The organism is Paenibacillus sp. B46(2026) (assembly GCF_056786355.1).
The window spans coordinates 756788-774590 of sequence record NZ_CM165907.1 but is presented as its reverse complement, the minus strand read 5'-3'; the positions used below and the strand labels follow the sequence as shown (position 1 = coordinate 774590).

Here is a 17803-nt window from a genome sequence, read left to right as displayed (position 1 = left end):
CCCTCAATCCTTCTTCGGTTATCTGGACGGGGAAAGGCCCTCGCATTCGCGAGTAGCCCTATTCCCGACCATCCCTGCAGTGGGACGAGCAAGCCATCATTCAACTGTTATTTATTGTTCGCAAGTACAGATTCGGCGTTCTTGCGGAATGTTTCTGCTGCCTGTTCAGGTGTAATTTTGCCAAAGTTCAACTCTTCAACCACATCTGCCAGAGAAGAGATTACTTCAGGTGAACCAACGGGTGGCGGAGGGCTCATTGGTGAAGCTTTAGGCTCCATGGCTGCTACGAATTCAAAGACCTGTTTCGTTGCATCATTCAACTCAGGTGCGATGGCTTCTTTGATTGCTCCTGAGATTGGCACACCACGCTCACCTTTGATCAGTTTGTTGGCTTCCACGTCATTCACCCAGAAATCGATGAATTTAGCCGCTTCTTCCTTCACTTTGGAGTTGGACGTTACCCCCCAGTACATACTTGGCTGCATATAAAGTCCTTTTTCCATATCCGGTCCTGGCATTGGCGCAATTTCGAGCGGACGGTTCGCTACCTGTTGCAAGGCTACGAACTGGTTGGACCATTGCCATACGCCTATTCCTTTTTCCTTCACCAGATCCGATTCCTCAATAATGCCCTTGGTTTGGTTGGCTACATCCGGCGTAGGTGCTGCACCCTGCTCGATCATGCGGCGCATAAGTCCGAAGAATTCCACAAACAGTTGGTCATCATCATAACCAAGACCAGTTCCTTCTGCATTGTAAAGTGAATGTCCTTTGGTACGCAGGAAGTAATGGAAGAAGATATCCGGAGCTACTCCTCCATCCAAATACAGACCTTTCTCTGCGGCTTGTTTACCCAGTGCTTCGTATGATTCCCATGTCATATTCTCAGGAATTGCATCCGTTCCCGCTTTTTGAAGTAAAGCAGGGTCATATTGGAAGCCCAGAACGTTAACACCGGCAGGTACACCGTATTGTTTACCGTTAATTACACCTGTGCTAATAACGTTCTCGGACACATCGTCCACTTTGATCTGATTGCCCAGATATGGTGCCAGATCCTCAAGCTGACCGTTCTGTGCATATTGGCTGATGTAGGAAATATCCATCTGAACAATGTCAGGCAGTTGATTTGCCGCTGCTTGTGGTGCGAGCTTTTTCCAGTAGTCATCAAATGAAGCATACTCCACGTCAATTTTGACATTCGGGTTTTTCGATTTGTACAGGTCGATGACCTTCTGTGTATATTCATGCCGTGCATCCGAGCCCCACCAAGCGATTCGCAGAGTAACCGAGTCATCCCCAGACGCTCCTTCAGTTCCTCCACCTGAGCTACATGCCGCTGTAAACACGAGCAATGCAGCCATCATCAGGAATATTGCCTTTTTCACCATGCCAATCTCCCCTTTTTATGTTGATATGGTTGTGTGAAGCGTTATCCCTTTGTTACTGATAACGCTTTCACAAACTTGTTAATGTCATTTTCGCAAATGTACGACCAGAGTTGAATACACAAAACCGTCTTGTTGGTTCAAAAAACAGAGGAGGACAACAGTCCCCCTCACGGCGCTGTTCATCCTCCCCAGACATGAATCACATGATTGGTAGTCCATTGTTATATGCCGATCCTGCGGAATTCCGTAGGTGTCATACCCGTCCACTTTTTGAACACCTGACTGAAATATTGTGAATTACCGCCGAACCCGAACAATTCCGCAAGCTCGAATACTTTCACATCCCCACCTCTGCGAATATGATCACACGCTCGTTCGATGCGCAGACGATTCACGTAGTTGGAGAAATTCTCGCCCGTGACTTTTTTGAAAATTTTGCCCAGGTAATCCGGATTCATATATAACATCTGATGGGCGACTCCATTGAGCGAAAGATCTGCCTCTCCATAATGACGATCCACGATATCCATCATCTTCTCCACGGCTGAAGACTGGCGACTTATATGATTTTTATAATAACCAGAGGTTAACCGGGCTGCACTGCTCGCTACAAAAGACTTCAAAGCAGATAACGTATCCATATGCAGCAACTCTGCCATACGCTGAGTAAATTCTGTTGCCTCTTCGGGCGGACAGACATGAATCATCGCCGAGTACAGCTGCACTACATACGAACGTGTCACCTCAATTTCCAACTGCTGACCCGATAATAGATCGAACAGACGATCCACCTCTGCGGCTGTTTCCTCGCTATTGCCCGATTTGATCAACTGACACAACTGCTCGGCATCCTGTTCTACATGCAACCCGTCGCATTCTCCGGCCAGAACCAGATCATTCTTCGTAATCAACTTGCCTTCACCGATAAAGAAGCGATGATTCAGATATTGCAATGCCTCACGGAACAAGCGCCGAGACTGGATCATTCGATCAGCTTCGCTCAGTGCAGCGGTCACTTCCAATTTATATAGTCTGGTAAATGCAGCCCGAACCTCTTCAATATTCTCGTTCAGTCCAGCCGGATCAGCTGAATCTGCAAGCAGGATCAAGAGTCTACCTTCAATTGTTGTGCTTAACAGTACATGTGGGAGCAGATCGCTGGCGATATTTTTGATGGCAAATAAATGACTGTAATCATGTTCATCCGCAATCCGGAACAACAGTAACCGAACTGCAGTATCTTCAAGTTCCAGATCAAACAGCTCCTGGTAATATTCCAGATCGACCGGCCCATAAGTTCGGTTCGTCATGAACTCCAGCAAAAATTGCTCCTTCACATGAGGAAGTACCCGTTGCAACCGCTGCTTCATCTCACCAGCGACATGCTCCTTCACCTGAGCATCCTGATGTTCCTGCAACAATTCAGTCAGCGCGTCATGGATCTGACTCTCGTTACAGGGCTTGAGCAAATAATGCTTCACACCATACTGCATCGCTCTGCGGGCATATTCGAACTCTTTATAGCCAGATAACATAATGAACCGCACTCCCGGATATGCTTCAGATGCCTTCTCTATGAGTCCGAGACCATCCAGACCTGGCATGGAAATATCCGTAATGATAATATCCGGTTTCGACTGCCCAATTTTGTCCAATGCTTCGATCCCGTTCCTCGCCGTGCCTACCAATTCCGTACCTGCTGCAGCCCAATCGACCACTTGAGAAATCCCTTCCAGAATGACACGTTCATCATCTACGAGCATCACTTTGTACATCGTCATCGTCCTCTCTAATCCAAGGTATGCTGATCGATACTACAGTTCCTGATCCGGGCTTGCTGCTCATCACCATTCTGCCTTCTTCGCCAAAGGTCAGCCTGATTCGTTCCTGGATGTTAGATAACCCAATGCCCTGTCCTCTTGTCTGTATGCGTCCTTCATGTAATTGTTCCAGGAATTCCGGTGTCATCCCTGGACCATCGTCCTCGACTTCAATAATGACTTGGTCTCCCTCTGCTCTCGCCCTTATTCGAATTCGGCAAGGATCAATGCTTGGTTCGAGTGCATAATGTATGGCGTTCTCCACCAGAGGTTGCAATGTTAACTTGGGAATTCGTGCTGAACCCACCTCAGGTGCAATCTCCATGTCAAAATCCAGTCTCTCTTCAAAACGGGTGCGCTGAATTGTAACGTAACTACGGACAATGTCCAGCTCTCTTTCCAGCGTGATCCACTTCTCCGTCATATTCACAGAGCTGCGCAGCAGGAATCCAAGCGCCTCAACCATCTCCGAGATCTGACGTTGCTTCTGTACTTTGGCCATCCAGTTAATGGATTCAAGCGTGTTGTATAGAAAATGAGGATTAATCTGTGCTTGAAGCGCTTTCAACTCGGTCTCACGAATCACCAGTTGCTTCGCATAATTCTCATCAATCAATTCACGAATCCGCTGAAGCATCATCTTGAATGTGCGATGCAGCAGCCCAACCTCATTCTGCGGAGACACCGGAACGTTACCGAGGGCAGCCTCCTCCAGTTTATCCAGATCACCTTTTTCGATATTACGCATCTTCTTGATCAACTGCGCAATCGGGTGGGTAATACTGCGGGAGAACTTTGCTCCAATGATGAGTGCCGCCAGTAAAATCATGATAAAAATGACCGTGACCAACTGTTTAACAAACTGAATTTTTTTAAACATCTGGTCAAAAGGTGTGGTGTACAGGTATGTCCAATCTGTGTAGGAAGAATTGGCACGGGCAACAAAGTGTCTGCCCTGCTCAAACATGGCAATTCCATAGGGTTGGGTACGCTTCAGTTCTGATTCAATCTCAGCTTCACTTACCGAAGATTCGGTTGGATAGATGACTTCTTTTCCATCCGAAATCAATAACTGTGAGTCCTCTGCCGGTTCCTGCATCTGATCCTGTACGATTCGGTCCAGGCGTACTCGGATAATTAGAGTCCCAAGCTTATCCAGTGTAAATGCGCCGCCAGTAAAAGATTTCACCTGTCGTACAGATAAAAGCCTGGCTTGTTTATCCCCGCTGGTGTGCCAGACATTGGAGCCTGTATATTGATCTCCCAGTGATACCAGTTCCTTTTGCTTCGACTCCGAAATCCCTTCGCGGTTCCCTGCAGCCATAACGTTATTATCATTATCGATAAATATCATAGAATAGACGTATTTCTCAGAACCCGCATAAGCAACCAATCGGTTGGTAATTTTCTTGCGCAGACCATTTCTCTCATATCCCGTCTCGGCCTTTTCAAGTTGAAGCAGATATTGTTGAAGCGGCTCGTCCGACATCACCTTGAAGGAGAGATTGGAAACTTCACGTAGTTGATTCTCAATGCCTACTGAAGACATATTGAGGACCTGCGAGGATTTCTCATAGATCTGACGGTCATAGATACTGAACACATATCGGAGTATGGATGCATAAAACGTAAAGCTGATTAACATTAAAAGTCCGATGAGAAGAATCGTTTTGTGATGAATCGGCAGTGTTGTGAAAGCGTTCTTAATTTTGTTCATCCTAAAGCGCTCCTTTGGCTTGCGAGGGGTGCCTGTCATGCTATAGGTTAGTGGTTTTATTGTAAGTTATTTTCATATTTACACATCCATTGGTCATCTGACAAGATATATTTATGCAACATTTCAGGTCATTAGAGAAGGTATACATCTGTGTCAGCAACTCAAAAAGAACACAAAACAGCCAGAATACCTTGAACAGATCAAGGTATTCTGGCTATTGAATAACATCATGCTAAAGCATGAACTACAATTTACGGATTAACAAAAACAGTTTTCAGCTTCGCTACATATTGCACATCAAAGCCAAGACCTTCAGCCACCATGGCAAGTGGTACATATGTTTTGGACTCTTTGCCTACCTTATTCAGGAAGGCAGGTGTATCCACGGTAACAGATGCTCCGTTGACCTGCACAGCATTGGCACCAATTTTCACGGCAACCTTCCGGTCTCCATATGTAATGGTTGCGGTTGAGGTTTTGTTATCCCACACTGTTGTTGCACCAACAGCGTTCACGATATCCTGAATCGCGACAAAGTTTTTGCCGTTACGGATGATTGGTTTGTACGGTGTATTCAATGTTGTACCACTCACGATAATGTTCATCGGTTCACCTGTGGCAGGTGCAGTCAGCTTTGTGTAGTCGCCCCAGATCGTTTTGGCAAATACTTCGGCAATGGCTGCATATCCGAATTGATTCGGGTGGAAATCACGATTTTTGATCATATGTGTCATGGTGCCTTCACCGCCAATAAACTCCTTAGCTACGTGAGCCACTTTTACCTCTGTACCCTGAGCTGTGAATTGAGCTGCAATTCCATCAATAGTCTGGGTGAAGCCTTGTGACGCCTCCATAAGTTTGGCATAAAGCGCCTTGCCCGCTACTTCTGGCATCGGTTGATACTGATCAGCGATAACCATTTTAGCGGTTGGGTTAATCTCTTGAATGTCATTAATCGTTGCACTAATATTCGCTGTATATGTTGCGAGTAATTCTTTTACTTTCTCTTGCAGTTCCTGATCACTCAATTTGTCTGCTGTACCGAGAAGCTCAGATACGTCATTTCCCCCAATCGTGATTGCAACCAGATTAGCCTGTGCTATGCTCTCCCGAATTGCAGCAGTATTTGAACCAATCTGTCCCGCTCTTGGATCGGGAAGACTCGGCTGAATAGCTTCGGAAGTAAGCGTTCTACCTTCCTTAATCGCAGTGGTGAAGTTCTTGAGGCCGCTGGTTTTCAAACCAGCAATCCCGTAGTTATCCACCTGTGTACGTCCATGCAGCAAACCCTGCTCATGCAGTCGTTCTACATAACCATAAGGCAATTCTTTCGTGTTAGGCTCATAACCTACGGTTATGGAATCTCCCAATGTGACGATGCGGAACTCCTTGGTTACAGCTACTGCATCTTTCTTCGCAGTCAGCGAAGCCTCGTTTGTACCCGCTGGCGATACACCGGTTTTGGCATCAGCAGCGTGTGCAGGCAATGCGGATGATGTGAAGAGCAGCATTCCTGCCAACATGCTCGCCGTTAAACCGGCAGCTGTATTTTCCCATATACGTTTACGCTTCATTCAGGATAACACTCCTTTAATCGAATCTATGATAATTTACACTAATATATAGTACATCGGTCATTCCAATGACATAAGTTCGTGTTACTCTATTCTATCATTTTAAAGTAGGCGTTGTCCTCTCTGCTGGAAGCGCGCATGAAATAACAGACTCCCGAAAGGGGAGCCTGTTATTGGTTAAGCTCAGCTATGACGTTCAGTGATTAATTAAGATTGCAGCTTATCCGAGTCCTCAGAATTCGAATGGCCTGTGTCACTCTCCGCTTTTTTCCCGGCAGCTCGCTCCAGATAGCGATCATAACGATCGTCCACTTCGCGTGCCATCTTCCGGTACTTTAATGTTTCCTCGACAATTGGATCACGTTCCGTCTGTATTCGAACTTCATATTTGGGAGGAATCAGCTGGCGTTCACGCTGATCGGTGTCGCCGGACTCTTCCATGTCCCCTTCCGTCAGCATTTCACTGAGCCGTCGTTCCAGTTCTTTGGATTCATCCATTGTTCTCGCTCCTTTAATTAAAGTCATACATACGTTAACCATACTATTGTACTTTCACTTCGTGTACAGAACCATCTTCCGATCGCTGTTATCCCCAGATTTCTTTGATTCCCTTTTCCAAGGGAGAAATCCGGTGATAAAGGCAATCGCTCCGCTTCTTCAGATGCTTTCTGTCCCCTCCGTTAATGTACAATTATAGGTTATTAAAGCATCGATGAGTTGAATAAACTCACTCCAAGCCGGTAGCCTTAGCTTCCTTCAACACATCAGTTAATGCATCATGAATGTGGCCATTGCTGGCAACAAGATGACTTACAGACAATTGATAAGGCGTTCCGATGGTATCGGTCACCTTGCCGCCGGATTCTTCAACCAGCAGCGCACCTGCGGCAATATCCCACGGTTTCAATCCAACTTCGGTGTAGGCGCTGAGACGTCCTGCGGCAACATATGCCAGATGCATGGCAGCAGATCCGCCTGCACGCAAGTTACGAACTTGCGGAGCAAGAGCCTGCACAGCGGCCATATTAAGCGGTAACGCATAGGTCGTATCAGCCGGGAATCCAACCGCAATCAGGCTCTGAGCCAGTTCCTGTTCACCAGATACAAGCATCCGGTTTCCGTGAACGTATGCCCCTTTACCTTTTTCCGCAACAAACATCTCATCACGGGAAGGGTCATATATCACGCCGACAATGACTTCACCTTTATGGGCCAAAGCAATGGATACCGAATAAAACGGAAATCCGTGTACAAAGTTCGTCGTTCCATCGACAGGATCAACAATCCAGAGGAACTCTTCTTCCTCTGCCTCTTTCAGCGCTTTTGCTGAAGCTTCCGGTCCCGGTTCTACGCCTTCTTCACCCAGAATAGCATGGCTGGGAAAATGGGTCAGAATCAGGCGGCGAATCATCTGCTCCGCTCCTTTATCCACTTCGGTGACCAGGTCCTGAGGTGAATATTTGGTTCCCAGTTCGCTTACCGTTCCAAGACGACTCTTGATCCATTCACCGGCCTTGGAAGCTGCATTAATGGCAACGGCAGTATAGCTTTTGCTTGTCACGACATAAGGTTGCTTTTCCTTCTCATTCAAAGCGTTCACTCTACTTTCTATATCAATCTATGAAAAGTTGAAATTCTTGTTAAAAGTATACGCCTCACAGGTCGTAAAGTTTCTCGTTGCCCAAGCCCCTTTTGGCTCTAAGGATGAATGATGACGGTAGACTCGTCTACCCATTCCACGCCCTCTTCGTGATAGAATGCCAGCTTCTGCATCAGTTGCACAAGAGCCTCATCCTTGCGTTTCGCCTCGATCATCACGTCAAGCCTTGGGGTGTCTGCTGCGATATGACGCAAGAAGTCGAGCATGGGCTCTACCTCCACGCCATCGGCATGACCTCGCAGATCCTTCTCGCTCTTCGGACTGGAGACATGAATTTTGGGTGGTAATGGCTGATCAGCCGGTGAATCTGCCTGGGCAAGCGGCGACTGCCAGGTCTTCAGGATATCAGGCCACAGATCCCATGACTGTTCTCCTTCGTTGTTCACCCACTGGTGATGGATATCCAGTACCATGGGCAATCCCAGGCGCTGGCACACGGCCAGTGTCTCAAGCGCATTGAACGTTTTGTCATCATTTTCGAGTGTCAGTCGCTCCTGGATGTCCCGATCCAGCTTCAAAAAATTTTCTTCGAAACGAAGCGCTGCCGAAGGCTTGTCCCCGTATGCACCACCAATATGTATATTGTTCTTGGCAGTGGCATTCAGACCCATGGCATCCAACATTCGAACATGATGACGAAGGTCGCGAATCGAGTTGTGCAGAACTTGCTCGCGGGGTGTACTAAGTACGGTAAAATGATCCGGATGAAAGGACACACGCATATGATTTGCTTTCACAAAATCACCAATGGCCGCAAAGTCCTGCTTCAGGGCCGGGAACGGGTCCCAGTCATTCAGTTCCTCGTGTGTTGCCAGTGGAATCAATTTGGAAGAGAAGCGATATACATGAATATGGCTACCCTTGTTGTGCCTGAGCAAACGTAATGTATTATGCAGGTTCTCGGCTGCAATCCGCTCGAGCTTGCGGATAGCCGCTTCCCTGTCACCGATTTTGTTGAAACTCGACATGGTCATGGTCCGGGAAGGCGAGGCGTTCTCTATAAGCACGGACATTGCCACGTAACCAAAACGTACGAGCATGAATTTCTTCCTCTCTATTAGGGCGGAAAACCTGCGCAGCATAATTAACCGTCAGGATGTACCGTCACTGTATATAACCCAAGTTTTACCCTAAAAGAGTGACCATAATCGTATTCTGGAAAATCAGTCCATCTGACCCACACTCACAGTCAGCAACTATTCCTGTGCTTGCTCTCCAAAGAACATCTCATCCGCAAGGGCAGTCTGGATGCGTGATTCTTCCTCAGTCAATTTGCGGATGAGTTGCATCTCCACCTCGGTTACCTCTTGCCCCTGGAAGTTGATCTCTGCAATGGAAACTACGATCTTCACGATGGCTACAGCTACGTTATCCGGTGTGTATGCAATCACTTTCTGACCGGTAGGAAATACCCGAAAGCCCTGTTTGACCATTTTGCCGCGACCGTATTCAAGCAGTTCGAACAACTCCTGCTCATTCTTGAATTTGCATACGGAATTGAATTCAGTCTGAAATCCCATGCATACCCCTCCTGATCTTGTCGTCTCAGGCTACGCCTGTATGCCGTTCTCGTAATTCAGTGCCTGCTTGCGGTTGTAACGCTCCAGTGCCAGCTCAATCATGCGATCCAACAACTCGGCATACGATACACCTGTCTCACGCCAAAGAAGTGGATACATGCTATATGGTGTGAAACCAGGCATGGTGTTGACTTCATTAATCAGCAATGCGCCGTCATTTTTCCGAATGAAGAAGTCCGCACGAGAAATGCCGTTACCTTCAATCGCACGGAACGCCTGCAATGCGGCTTCGCGAATGCGATCTGCGGCCTCTGGGTCCAGTGGTGCCGGAATCAGCATCTGTGACTGACCATCAATATACTTGGCTGCATAGTCATAATACTCACCGGAGGATACGATCTCTCCTGGAACGGAAGCCATTGGCTCGTCATTTCCGAGGACGCTGACCTCAACCTCGCGTGCTTCAACGAATTCTTCAATGACCACCTTTGTATCGTACCGAAGTGCGAACTCGACAGCTGTTTTCAGCTCATCACGGTTACGCGCTTTGGAGATGCCTACACTGGAGCCCAGATTTGCCGGTTTAATAAAACAAGGATACCCCAGCTGATCTTCGACCTGTACGATCATTTCGTGCTCTGTCTGCTTCCATTGTGTAGCGTTAAAATACGTAAAGGCACATTGGTCAATGCCAGCCTGTGCAAACAGCTTTTTCATGACCACTTTGTCCATGCCGCCAGCTGAAGCGAGTACACCTGCACCTACATATGGCATATCCGCCATCTCGAACATGCCCTGAATGGTGCCATCTTCACCAAACGTACCATGCAGCAGAGGGAACATCACGTCCAGCGCTTCCGCTCCGCCATACAACCGTCCAAACAGTGCGTTCAGTGCATCTTGAGTTCCACCCGCCGATTGCTCCAGCTTCAAATCTTCAATCTGCGCGAACGGCGCATGCATGACAGGTCCTTTTTTCCACGTCCCCTGCTTGGAGATATAAAAAGGAACCAGCTCATACTTCTCATAATCAAATGCGTTCGTTACAGCAAACGCCGTTTGCAGCGACACCTCATGCTCGCCTGACTTACCGCCGTACACGACGCCTACTTTTAATTTATCCATACTCATGCGTAACCTCCGATTATCTGTGCCTGATGCTGTCATCCTTGCATGCTCAGCACCCTTGTTATTCTGCTTGCGTTACCTGGTCTTATTTTACACGGAACTGGATGTCTGCGTCACCGCATCCCGAAAATCTTTCGTCATCAAAACTCATCTGCAATATGAAAAAGCCGGTATACCGTCCGCTCTGTCCAAGCGTAAGAATCCCGGTAATCCCAATATCGGTGACGACTGCTAACCGTATGTGCGTTAACAAGCGGCATACCGCCCGCATCAAATGCGGTCACAACGGTGCTGTGCTGAAATCTGCCGTCTCCATCCCAATCGTAAAGAATAACATCTCCGAGCATCAGCTGCTCGGGCCGATCTACTGCTGTGGCAGTCAGACCCCAACTGCTGCCTGACAAGTAACGCTCCAGACTATTGGAAACCGCCCAGCTGTAACTCCACATTTCGGAGCCGTTCACATACCCCTTATACCACCAGCCAGCTTCTCTTCTACCAGTATAGTGGATGGGTGCGCCCCCTGCAAAGAGACATTGGGACACGTAATTGGTGCAATCCACATCAAATTCCTCATATGCCGGATTCCCTGCATTCCACCATCGATCTGCATAGGCAACTGCCAGATCTCTACGATACGCCTGCTGCCTTGAGCTTCTGCCTTGACCCAAAACTTCCCGATTCAGCAGTGGACGGTTCATCGCCTGTACAAAATCGGCTTGTTGAAAGGGACGCCCTTCACCAGCTGGGCGACGCTCCGGCACTTCCCGCTCGACCCGTCCAATGATCCATCCACCACTCTGCCGCAGAAAGGTTAACCGCTCCCGCTCAATCCGGTCCTCCCGATGGGTGATCCCGCTCTTCTCATAGAACAGTCTGATGTACAATTGTACATCCACCACCGCTTCTTCCTGTCCATCCATGAGCGTGCGCACAAGCTTGGCGCTGGTCTCGCTGCGAAGAGGCACGGCGCGCCGCTTACGGTACCATTCGTCCAGCCTTGCCATACGCTCTCCCCGTTCCACCACGAAGTCAGGATCGGTAACAATCCGTTCGCTGGTCTGTGGACGGTAGTCGATCTCACAGCGATTGTACTGGTTCACGTAAGTGTATAAGGCACTCTTCCATTCCCGTTCCAAGCCTATGTCCCCCTTTGGCATGAGTTCTGTCTGAAGTATTTCATTGCGTATATAAACTCCTACTATTCATATGAGAGGGTCTTCGGTTGTATGTACGTGTCTCGGGATGAAGACTCAGAATTCGGCAAATACAGGTACATGCGATATCTTATTCCTTCTCACTTCACGAAAACGCCTTCATTGGTCCAAAAGCTTGCTTGAACAGGCAAAAAGCCCTTTACGTACAGAGGTGAAAACGGTATACTTAAAACTAGTTATGATTATGAAATTACGTTTCACCTGATGAAACTAACAAACGAGAACACGGAGCGATGAAGGCCTGTTCTTCACCTAAATGAACGTTTTCTTCATCTCACCGACACATCCCAAGGAGGTACATGTATGTCAGCAAAGAATCATTTCTCCGCCGCTCGCAGTCTTGAGGTTGGAGGCAAGTCTTACCGCTACTACAGTCTCGATGCTCTTCAGGAAGGCGGCCACGGCGATCTTTCCAGGCTCCCTTTCTCCATTAAAGTGTTGCTTGAAGCAGCAATTCGTCAATTCGACGGACGTGCCATTACCGAAGAACACGTAAAACAACTGACCGGCTGGGCAGATAGCCGTGATAATAACAAGGAAATCCCATTCATTCCTGCACGTATCGTTCTGCAGGATTTCACCGGTGTACCGGTTGTTGTTGACCTCGCTGCAATGCGTGATACTGTGAAAAAAGCAGGTGGCGACCCGAAACAGATCAACCCGCTCGTACCGGTCGATCTCGTTATCGACCACTCCGTTATGGTTGATGCTTTTGGTACTAACGATGCACTTGATTACAATATCAAAGTCGAGTTCGAGCGTAATGAAGAGCGTTACCGCTTCTTGCGTTGGGCGCAAACGGCATTCAACAACTTCCGTGCCGTTCCACCATCCACAGGGATCGTTCACCAGGTTAACCTGGAGTATCTCGCTTCCGTGGCAGCAACAAAAACCGTGGACGGCGAAACCGTTGTATTCCCGGATTCCCTCGTAGGTACAGACTCCCACACCACCATGATCAACGGACTTGGCGTTGTTGGTTGGGGTGTTGGTGGAATCGAGGCCGAAGCAGGTATGCTGGGCCAACCGCTTTATTTTGTGACACCAGACGTTATCGGTTTCAAACTGACAGGCAGCCTGAGTGAAGGAGCAACAGCAACGGATCTGGCACTGACAGTTACCCAATTGCTTCGTAAAAAAGGCGTTGTTGGTAAATTCGTTGAGTTCTACGGTCCAGGTCTTGCCAACATCGGTCTGGCTGACCGTGCAACAGTAGCCAACATGGCACCAGAATATGGCGCTACCATCGGTTTCTTCCCTGTTGATAGTGAAACGTTGAACTATCTGCGTAACACTGGCCGTCCTGACGAACAGGTAGAATTGGTTGAAGCATACTACAAAGCTCAAGGCATGTTCCGTACTTCCAGCACCGTTGATCCTGAATTCACAGATGTGATTGAACTGGATCTCGGCTCTGTTGTACCAAGTCTTGCAGGACCAAAACGTCCACAGGATCGCATCGAGCTGACACAAATGAAAGAAAGCTTCAACAGCATTATTCGTACACCTGTAGATAAAGGCGGCTACGGGCTGAGCGATGAGAAAATCGAACAAACCGTACCTTTGAAGCACCCGAACGGTTCCACCAGTGAACTGAAAGCAGGCGCTGTTGTGATCGCGGCGATCACAAGTTGTACAAATACTTCGAATCCAAGTGTTATGGTTGGAGCGGGACTACTGGCGAAAAAAGCAGTTGAACGCGGCCTGACCAAACCAGGATATGTGAAAAGCAGTCTGACACCAGGTTCCCTTGTGGTTACCGAGTACCTGGAAAAAGCAGGTCTGATCACGTATCTCGACAAACTCGGATTCAACGTTGCCGGTTACGGTTGTGCAACTTGCATCGGTAACTCCGGCCCACTACCGGACGAAGTGAGTGAAGCTATTGCTGAGAACGATATGACCGTAGCGGCTGTATTGTCCGGTAACCGTAACTTCGAAGGCCGTGTGCATGCACAGGTTAAAGCCAACTACCTGGCATCACCACCACTCGTTGTGGCATATGCACTTGCGGGTACCGTGAATATTGACTTTGAAACCGATCCAATCGGTTATGATACGAACAATGAGCCTGTATTCCTGAAAGACCTCTGGCCTACCTCCGAGGAAATCAAGGATACCATCGCAAGTTCCCTGAACGCTCAGATGTTCCGCAACAAGTACGAGAATGTATTTACAGCCAATGAGCGTTGGAATTCCATTTCTGTACCGGAAGGCGAATTGTACGAGTGGGACCCGAACTCCACGTACATTCAGAATCCTCCGTTCTTCCAAGAGCTTGGCGACACGTTGAACGATATCGCAGATATCCGTTCTGCACGCGTGATGGCATTGCTTGCGGATTCCGTAACAACGGACCACATCTCGCCAGCAGGTAATATTGCACCATCCAGCCCGGCTGGACTGTACTTGAAAGAGCATGGCGTAGAGCGCAAAGACTTCAACTCCTACGGTTCACGTCGTGGTAACCATGAAGTCATGATGCGTGGTACATTTGCCAACATTCGTATTCGTAACCAGGTGGCTCCAGGCACCGAGGGCGGTATTACGAAGTACCTGCCAACCGACGAAGAAATGTCCATCTACGATGCTTCCATGAAGTATCAGGATGAAGGACAGAACCTGATCGTTATCGCTGGTAAAGAGTATGGTACAGGAAGCTCCCGTGACTGGGCGGCAAAAGGAACGTTCTTGCTCGGCGTCAAAGCCGTTATCGCGGAAAGCTTCGAGCGGATTCACCGTAGTAACCTGGTCGGCATGGGCGTAATGCCATTGCAATTCCAGGAAGGTCACGGCTGGTCCAGCCTTGGTCTGAACGGACGCGAAACGTATGACATTACGGGCCTCAGCAATGATGTGAAACCAGGACAAGAGTTGAAAGTTACCGTAACTCGCGAAGACGGTACACAGTTCGACTTCCCTGTTATCGCTCGTCTGGATAGCATGGTTGACGTGGATTACTACCATAACGGCGGTATCCTGCAAACTGTATTGCGTCAAATGATGAAAAAAGCTTAATGACATGAATCATTAATGTGATGAAGTTATACAAAGAAGCTCCCCATTACGTGCAATCAGCACGTGGCGGGGAGCTTTTTTTGCTTTTTTTATAATCAGGATATATTTAAAAATCAATCTTCAAGCCAACTTCCGAATCATCAGGTGGCTCAGCTATACGATATATACCTCTGCAGTTTAATTTCTCTACGTTAATCCAGTCTACAAACTCATCTCCTCCGTAACATCTTACAAAAACGGCATATTCCAGCTCACCCTCATAATTAATGGACTCCATGTATTCTGTGAATGGATGTTTCCCCTCTATACTCTGCAAAAAATCTGAAAATTCAATTCTCCACTCTTCCATCTTCTCTGCATATTGATCGGGGACATAATAGTAGAATCCATCTGGCGTATAATACGAAATTTTCATTATCATCTTGCAGACCTCCTATCAGCATGTCGGGTAACGGTCTAGAGTTTTAAGATCTCTATACCTTCTTTTAGAAATGATGAGACAAGCGTATGATATTCAATTCCATGTGCTAATTCCTCTTTGGTTTTATGTATCAGATAGTAGGAATATTTCTGCATCAACTCATACTCGTTTAACTCAATGGGAAGGTTAATAATCTCAACGTCTTCCGAAATTAAAATGATAACGGTACCCTCTTTCTGACCTTCCTACGTTCATCACTGTTTGGATGACCATTAATTCATCACGTGTGACATTATTTATTAAAGCCGATCTTCTCTGTTCCATACCAAGTATGATCTCTTCAGCCTGTTGATCAATCTTAGCTTCAGCAATTGCGCTTTCAATTTGCATAATGGCTTTCATGGTTCCTGCTAGTTCTTTAGCTAATGAATACAATGTATGTACTCCCTTTTTTTGTAAGTAATAGGTACTAACGCATCATCTCTACTCTACCTCATTTGCGATGTTACTCGCAAAGTTCACTGATCCTATCCTAAATTCGATACCTTATGAAACAACAAAAAAACTCCCCGTAACGTGCAATCTGCACAGTGATGGAGAGCCTTTGGTTTCAGTATGTGTGTGTTCTCCGTTGCTTCAAGGCCAACTTCCTTTTAATGCCCAATGTAATGTGAGGCTTGATCTAACAGTTGAATCGTACCCATGATGAGAAACAAACATGACATGACAATTAACGAGCCTCCAACCCATCTAGACATGATCACTCGCTCCGTAATCTGTTTCTCCGAAGCATCGGTTACACTCCGCGGATACACGAGAAACATCAGCCCTGCGCTAATGATCAGTACAGCCATTATAATCATGTTGTTCTCCTCCTTACACGTGACTTTCCTTAGAATTTAACTTCTTCGTCGTCACGCGGGATTCTCCTCCCACCAACACCTTTTTCAGACCTATAGCCATAGTGAGAATAATATATCCAATCAAGCCGCCGAGTGTATTGAGCATCAGATCATCCACATCAAATATGCCCATACCCGTCAACAACTGTGTCACTTCATAGCCCAGACTGAGCAGCAGGGACAGCAGAAACACCTTTACTCCAGAGAATAATTTGTTACCCGTCAGCACAGGAATGAAGATGCCCAGTGGGATAAATGCCAGTACATTACCGACCAGATGGATTGCGGTGCCTGGACGATGTAACGACAGACTGTTCCAGTCTCGTGAGATTTCCTGAAATGGCGTCAGGTTGACGGTTCGCGTATGGATTAGATCCGGTTGTTGCAAAAATGCCATAAGTCGAACCTTCACGATGTCAAAGTCAACGGGACCTCCTTTGAACAGAATCAGCTTGGTAAGTAGGTATACGTAGACAATGAACACGGCAATCCAAAGGATGTAATGTCTGGTTTTCTTCTGGTTGTTGTGCCTCATGTTGCTCTTCCTCCCTGGTGTGCCCTGTTATTTCTTAACGGTGACGATGACGCCGTCCATGTTATCACCCGATATTTCAGTTTGGCCTTGCTCAGGTATGTAAACGGTTGTATCTTGAGTGGCCCGATAATAGCGGATATGATACGCCTCACCCTCTACTTCCACAGTAATGTTCTCTTTCTCTTTTAGCAAATCCAGATACTCCTCCAGCACCAGATTGTTCTTATGCATGACAGCACTATGTGGCAACCCTACATATCGAAAGTGCCATGGTTCATACTGAATACCCGTAATGCTCACTTTATCCTTCGGGTAACGCAAAATAAATCCGTACTTCCATGCATTTTTCTCCAGCCAAGCCCCCTCGGGTGCTTCATTCATGGCAGCCAAGCTGGAACCGACATCCAGGGATAACCCGAGATTATGCTCACTGTGACCCGCAGGAAGTGCGTAGTCTGAACCCTTTTCTTGATATAGCTCGTCCTGCTTTTCAAAGTCCCTGTACCCACTGCTGACGAGAAAATATCTGACTCCCTCTTCGCCTGCTGCTTCAACCATCTTCCGAAACTCCTGCGCCACCTGCCGTGATAACATGAGTTTCTGATCCAGTATTCCATATCCACGAAGCAGATCATCCTCATGTGCCACATATACAATATCAGATTTGACTCCGTCCGCGTGAACGGGGTATTGCTTATTAACCAGTAACAAGTTGCCCTTATGTACCTGATCCTGAATGTTTCCGGTGACGGATACGGTATAACCTGCTGGGTTTTCACGCGTATTCTGAATCTCAATGGGCAACTCATCCTTCTGCTGAAGCCATCCCGGTGATTGCGTAACGATATATCCGATCAAAATGATGCATATCAAAAAGCCCCACTTTTTCATGCTTGTTCC

The 17803-nt window shown here is 47.4% G+C and carries 16 protein-coding genes; 1 reads left to right on the top strand and 15 read right to left on the bottom strand.

All coding sequences use genetic code 11. The features are described from left to right. Window positions 1-107: 107 nt before the first annotated feature. From AC1S8V_RS03670 to AC1S8V_RS03625, 10 genes are all read right to left on the bottom strand, one after another. Window positions 108-1391 carry an ABC transporter substrate-binding protein gene (locus AC1S8V_RS03670; RefSeq protein WP_482072472.1) on the bottom strand — a complete coding sequence of 428 codons (1284 nt, stop codon included), beginning with the start codon at window positions 1389-1391 and terminating at the stop codon, window positions 108-110. 221 nt (window positions 1392-1612) lie between these two features. Next, complete coding sequence (locus AC1S8V_RS03665) at window positions 1613-3166, bottom strand: response regulator (RefSeq protein WP_482072471.1); 1554 nt, start codon at window positions 3164-3166, stop codon at window positions 1613-1615. Then, the gene (locus tag AC1S8V_RS03660) at window positions 3141-4928 is read right to left on the bottom strand and encodes a sensor histidine kinase (RefSeq protein ID WP_482072470.1); all 1788 of its coding nucleotides are present in this window, start codon (window positions 4926-4928) and stop codon (window positions 3141-3143) included. The genes AC1S8V_RS03665 and AC1S8V_RS03660 overlap by 26 nt, the downstream gene beginning before the upstream one ends. 251 nt (window positions 4929-5179) lie before the next feature. Further along, a complete protein-coding gene (locus AC1S8V_RS03655) occupies window positions 5180-6502 on the bottom strand; it encodes a stalk domain-containing protein (protein ID WP_482072469.1) in 1323 nt (440 codons plus the stop codon). A gap of 207 nt (window positions 6503-6709) precedes the next feature. Beyond that, window positions 6710-7000 (bottom strand): hypothetical protein, encoded by a 291-nt coding sequence (locus AC1S8V_RS03650; protein ID WP_482072468.1) that lies wholly within the window; start codon window positions 6998-7000, stop codon window positions 6710-6712. Between the two features lie 229 nt (window positions 7001-7229). Beyond that, a complete protein-coding gene (locus tag AC1S8V_RS03645) occupies window positions 7230-8093 on the bottom strand; it encodes an inositol monophosphatase family protein (RefSeq protein WP_482074378.1) in 864 nt (287 codons plus the stop codon). A 107-nt stretch (window positions 8094-8200) separates the two neighbouring features. Beyond that, window positions 8201-9202 (bottom strand): UV DNA damage repair endonuclease UvsE, encoded by a 1002-nt coding sequence (gene uvsE / locus AC1S8V_RS03640; RefSeq protein WP_482072467.1) that lies wholly within the window; start codon window positions 9200-9202, stop codon window positions 8201-8203. A gap of 156 nt (window positions 9203-9358) precedes the next feature. Further along, window positions 9359-9682 carry a hypothetical protein gene (locus AC1S8V_RS03635; RefSeq protein WP_036614107.1) on the bottom strand — a complete coding sequence of 108 codons (324 nt, stop codon included), beginning with the start codon at window positions 9680-9682 and terminating at the stop codon, window positions 9359-9361. A 30-nt stretch (window positions 9683-9712) separates the two neighbouring features. Continuing rightward, window positions 9713-10813, bottom strand: coding sequence for a D-alanine--D-alanine ligase (locus AC1S8V_RS03630; RefSeq protein ID WP_482072466.1), 1101 nt, complete (start codon window positions 10811-10813; stop codon window positions 9713-9715). A 137-nt stretch (window positions 10814-10950) separates the two neighbouring features. After that, window positions 10951-11970, bottom strand: coding sequence for an amidase domain-containing protein (locus AC1S8V_RS03625; RefSeq protein WP_482072465.1), 1020 nt, complete (start codon window positions 11968-11970; stop codon window positions 10951-10953). 360 nt (window positions 11971-12330) lie between these two features. Between AC1S8V_RS03625 and acnA the strand changes: the two genes are divergently transcribed. Continuing rightward, window positions 12331-15045: an aconitate hydratase AcnA gene (acnA, locus tag AC1S8V_RS03620; RefSeq protein WP_482072464.1), complete on the top strand. Its 2715-nt coding sequence runs from the start codon at window positions 12331-12333 to the stop codon at window positions 15043-15045. A gap of 106 nt (window positions 15046-15151) precedes the next feature. On the opposite strand, the gene AC1S8V_RS03615 is transcribed toward acnA, so the two are convergent. From AC1S8V_RS03615 to AC1S8V_RS03595, 5 genes are all read right to left on the bottom strand, one after another. Next, window positions 15152-15466 (bottom strand): hypothetical protein, encoded by a 315-nt coding sequence (locus tag AC1S8V_RS03615; RefSeq protein ID WP_340019185.1) that lies wholly within the window; start codon window positions 15464-15466, stop codon window positions 15152-15154. Between the two features lie 195 nt (window positions 15467-15661). Further along, the gene (locus AC1S8V_RS03610; protein ID WP_482072463.1) at window positions 15662-15901 is read right to left on the bottom strand and encodes a hypothetical protein; all 240 of its coding nucleotides are present in this window, start codon (window positions 15899-15901) and stop codon (window positions 15662-15664) included. Window positions 15902-16119: 218 nt separating this feature from the next. Further along, window positions 16120-16329 (bottom strand): hypothetical protein, encoded by a 210-nt coding sequence (locus tag AC1S8V_RS03605; RefSeq protein ID WP_482072462.1) that lies wholly within the window; start codon window positions 16327-16329, stop codon window positions 16120-16122. A gap of 13 nt (window positions 16330-16342) precedes the next feature. Next, complete coding sequence (locus AC1S8V_RS03600; protein WP_482072461.1) at window positions 16343-16903, bottom strand: VanZ family protein; 561 nt, start codon at window positions 16901-16903, stop codon at window positions 16343-16345. A 27-nt stretch (window positions 16904-16930) separates the two neighbouring features. Then, window positions 16931-17794, bottom strand: a complete 864-nt coding sequence (locus AC1S8V_RS03595; protein WP_482072460.1) for a M15 family metallopeptidase — start codon at window positions 17792-17794, stop codon at window positions 16931-16933. Window positions 17795-17803: the final 9 nt, after the last annotated feature.

Bases quoted from the DNA above. Each gene is read 5' to 3' on its own strand.
- AC1S8V_RS03655 (WP_482072469.1), bottom strand. From the start codon at position 6,502: ATGAAGCGTAAACGTATATGGGAAAATACAGCTGCCGGTTTAACGGCG.
- AC1S8V_RS03630 (WP_482072466.1), bottom strand. From the start codon at position 10,813: ATGAGTATGGATAAATTAAAAGTAGGCGTCGTGTACGGCGGTAAGTCA.
- AC1S8V_RS03625 (WP_482072465.1), bottom strand. From the start codon at position 11,970: ATGCCAAAGGGGGACATAGGCTTGGAACGGGAATGGAAGAGTGCCTTA.
- AC1S8V_RS03605 (WP_482072462.1), bottom strand. From the start codon at position 16,329: ATGATTATAATGGCTGTACTGATCATTAGCGCAGGGCTGATGTTTCTC.
- AC1S8V_RS03615 (WP_340019185.1), bottom strand. From the start codon at position 15,466: ATGATAATGAAAATTTCGTATTATACGCCAGATGGATTCTACTATTAT.
- uvsE (WP_482072467.1), bottom strand. From the start codon at position 9,202: ATGCTCGTACGTTTTGGTTACGTGGCAATGTCCGTGCTTATAGAGAAC.
- AC1S8V_RS03650 (WP_482072468.1), bottom strand. From the start codon at position 7,000: ATGGATGAATCCAAAGAACTGGAACGACGGCTCAGTGAAATGCTGACG.
- acnA (WP_482072464.1), top strand. From the start codon at position 12,331: ATGTCAGCAAAGAATCATTTCTCCGCCGCTCGCAGTCTTGAGGTTGGA.
- AC1S8V_RS03660 (WP_482072470.1), bottom strand. From the start codon at position 4,928: ATGAACAAAATTAAGAACGCTTTCACAACACTGCCGATTCATCACAAA.
- AC1S8V_RS03665 (WP_482072471.1), bottom strand. From the start codon at position 3,166: ATGTACAAAGTGATGCTCGTAGATGATGAACGTGTCATTCTGGAAGGG.
- AC1S8V_RS03600 (WP_482072461.1), bottom strand. From the start codon at position 16,903: ATGAGGCACAACAACCAGAAGAAAACCAGACATTACATCCTTTGGATT.
- AC1S8V_RS03670 (WP_482072472.1), bottom strand. From the start codon at position 1,391: ATGGTGAAAAAGGCAATATTCCTGATGATGGCTGCATTGCTCGTGTTT.
- AC1S8V_RS03595 (WP_482072460.1), bottom strand. From the start codon at position 17,794: ATGAAAAAGTGGGGCTTTTTGATATGCATCATTTTGATCGGATATATC.
- AC1S8V_RS03635 (WP_036614107.1), bottom strand. From the start codon at position 9,682: ATGGGATTTCAGACTGAATTCAATTCCGTATGCAAATTCAAGAATGAG.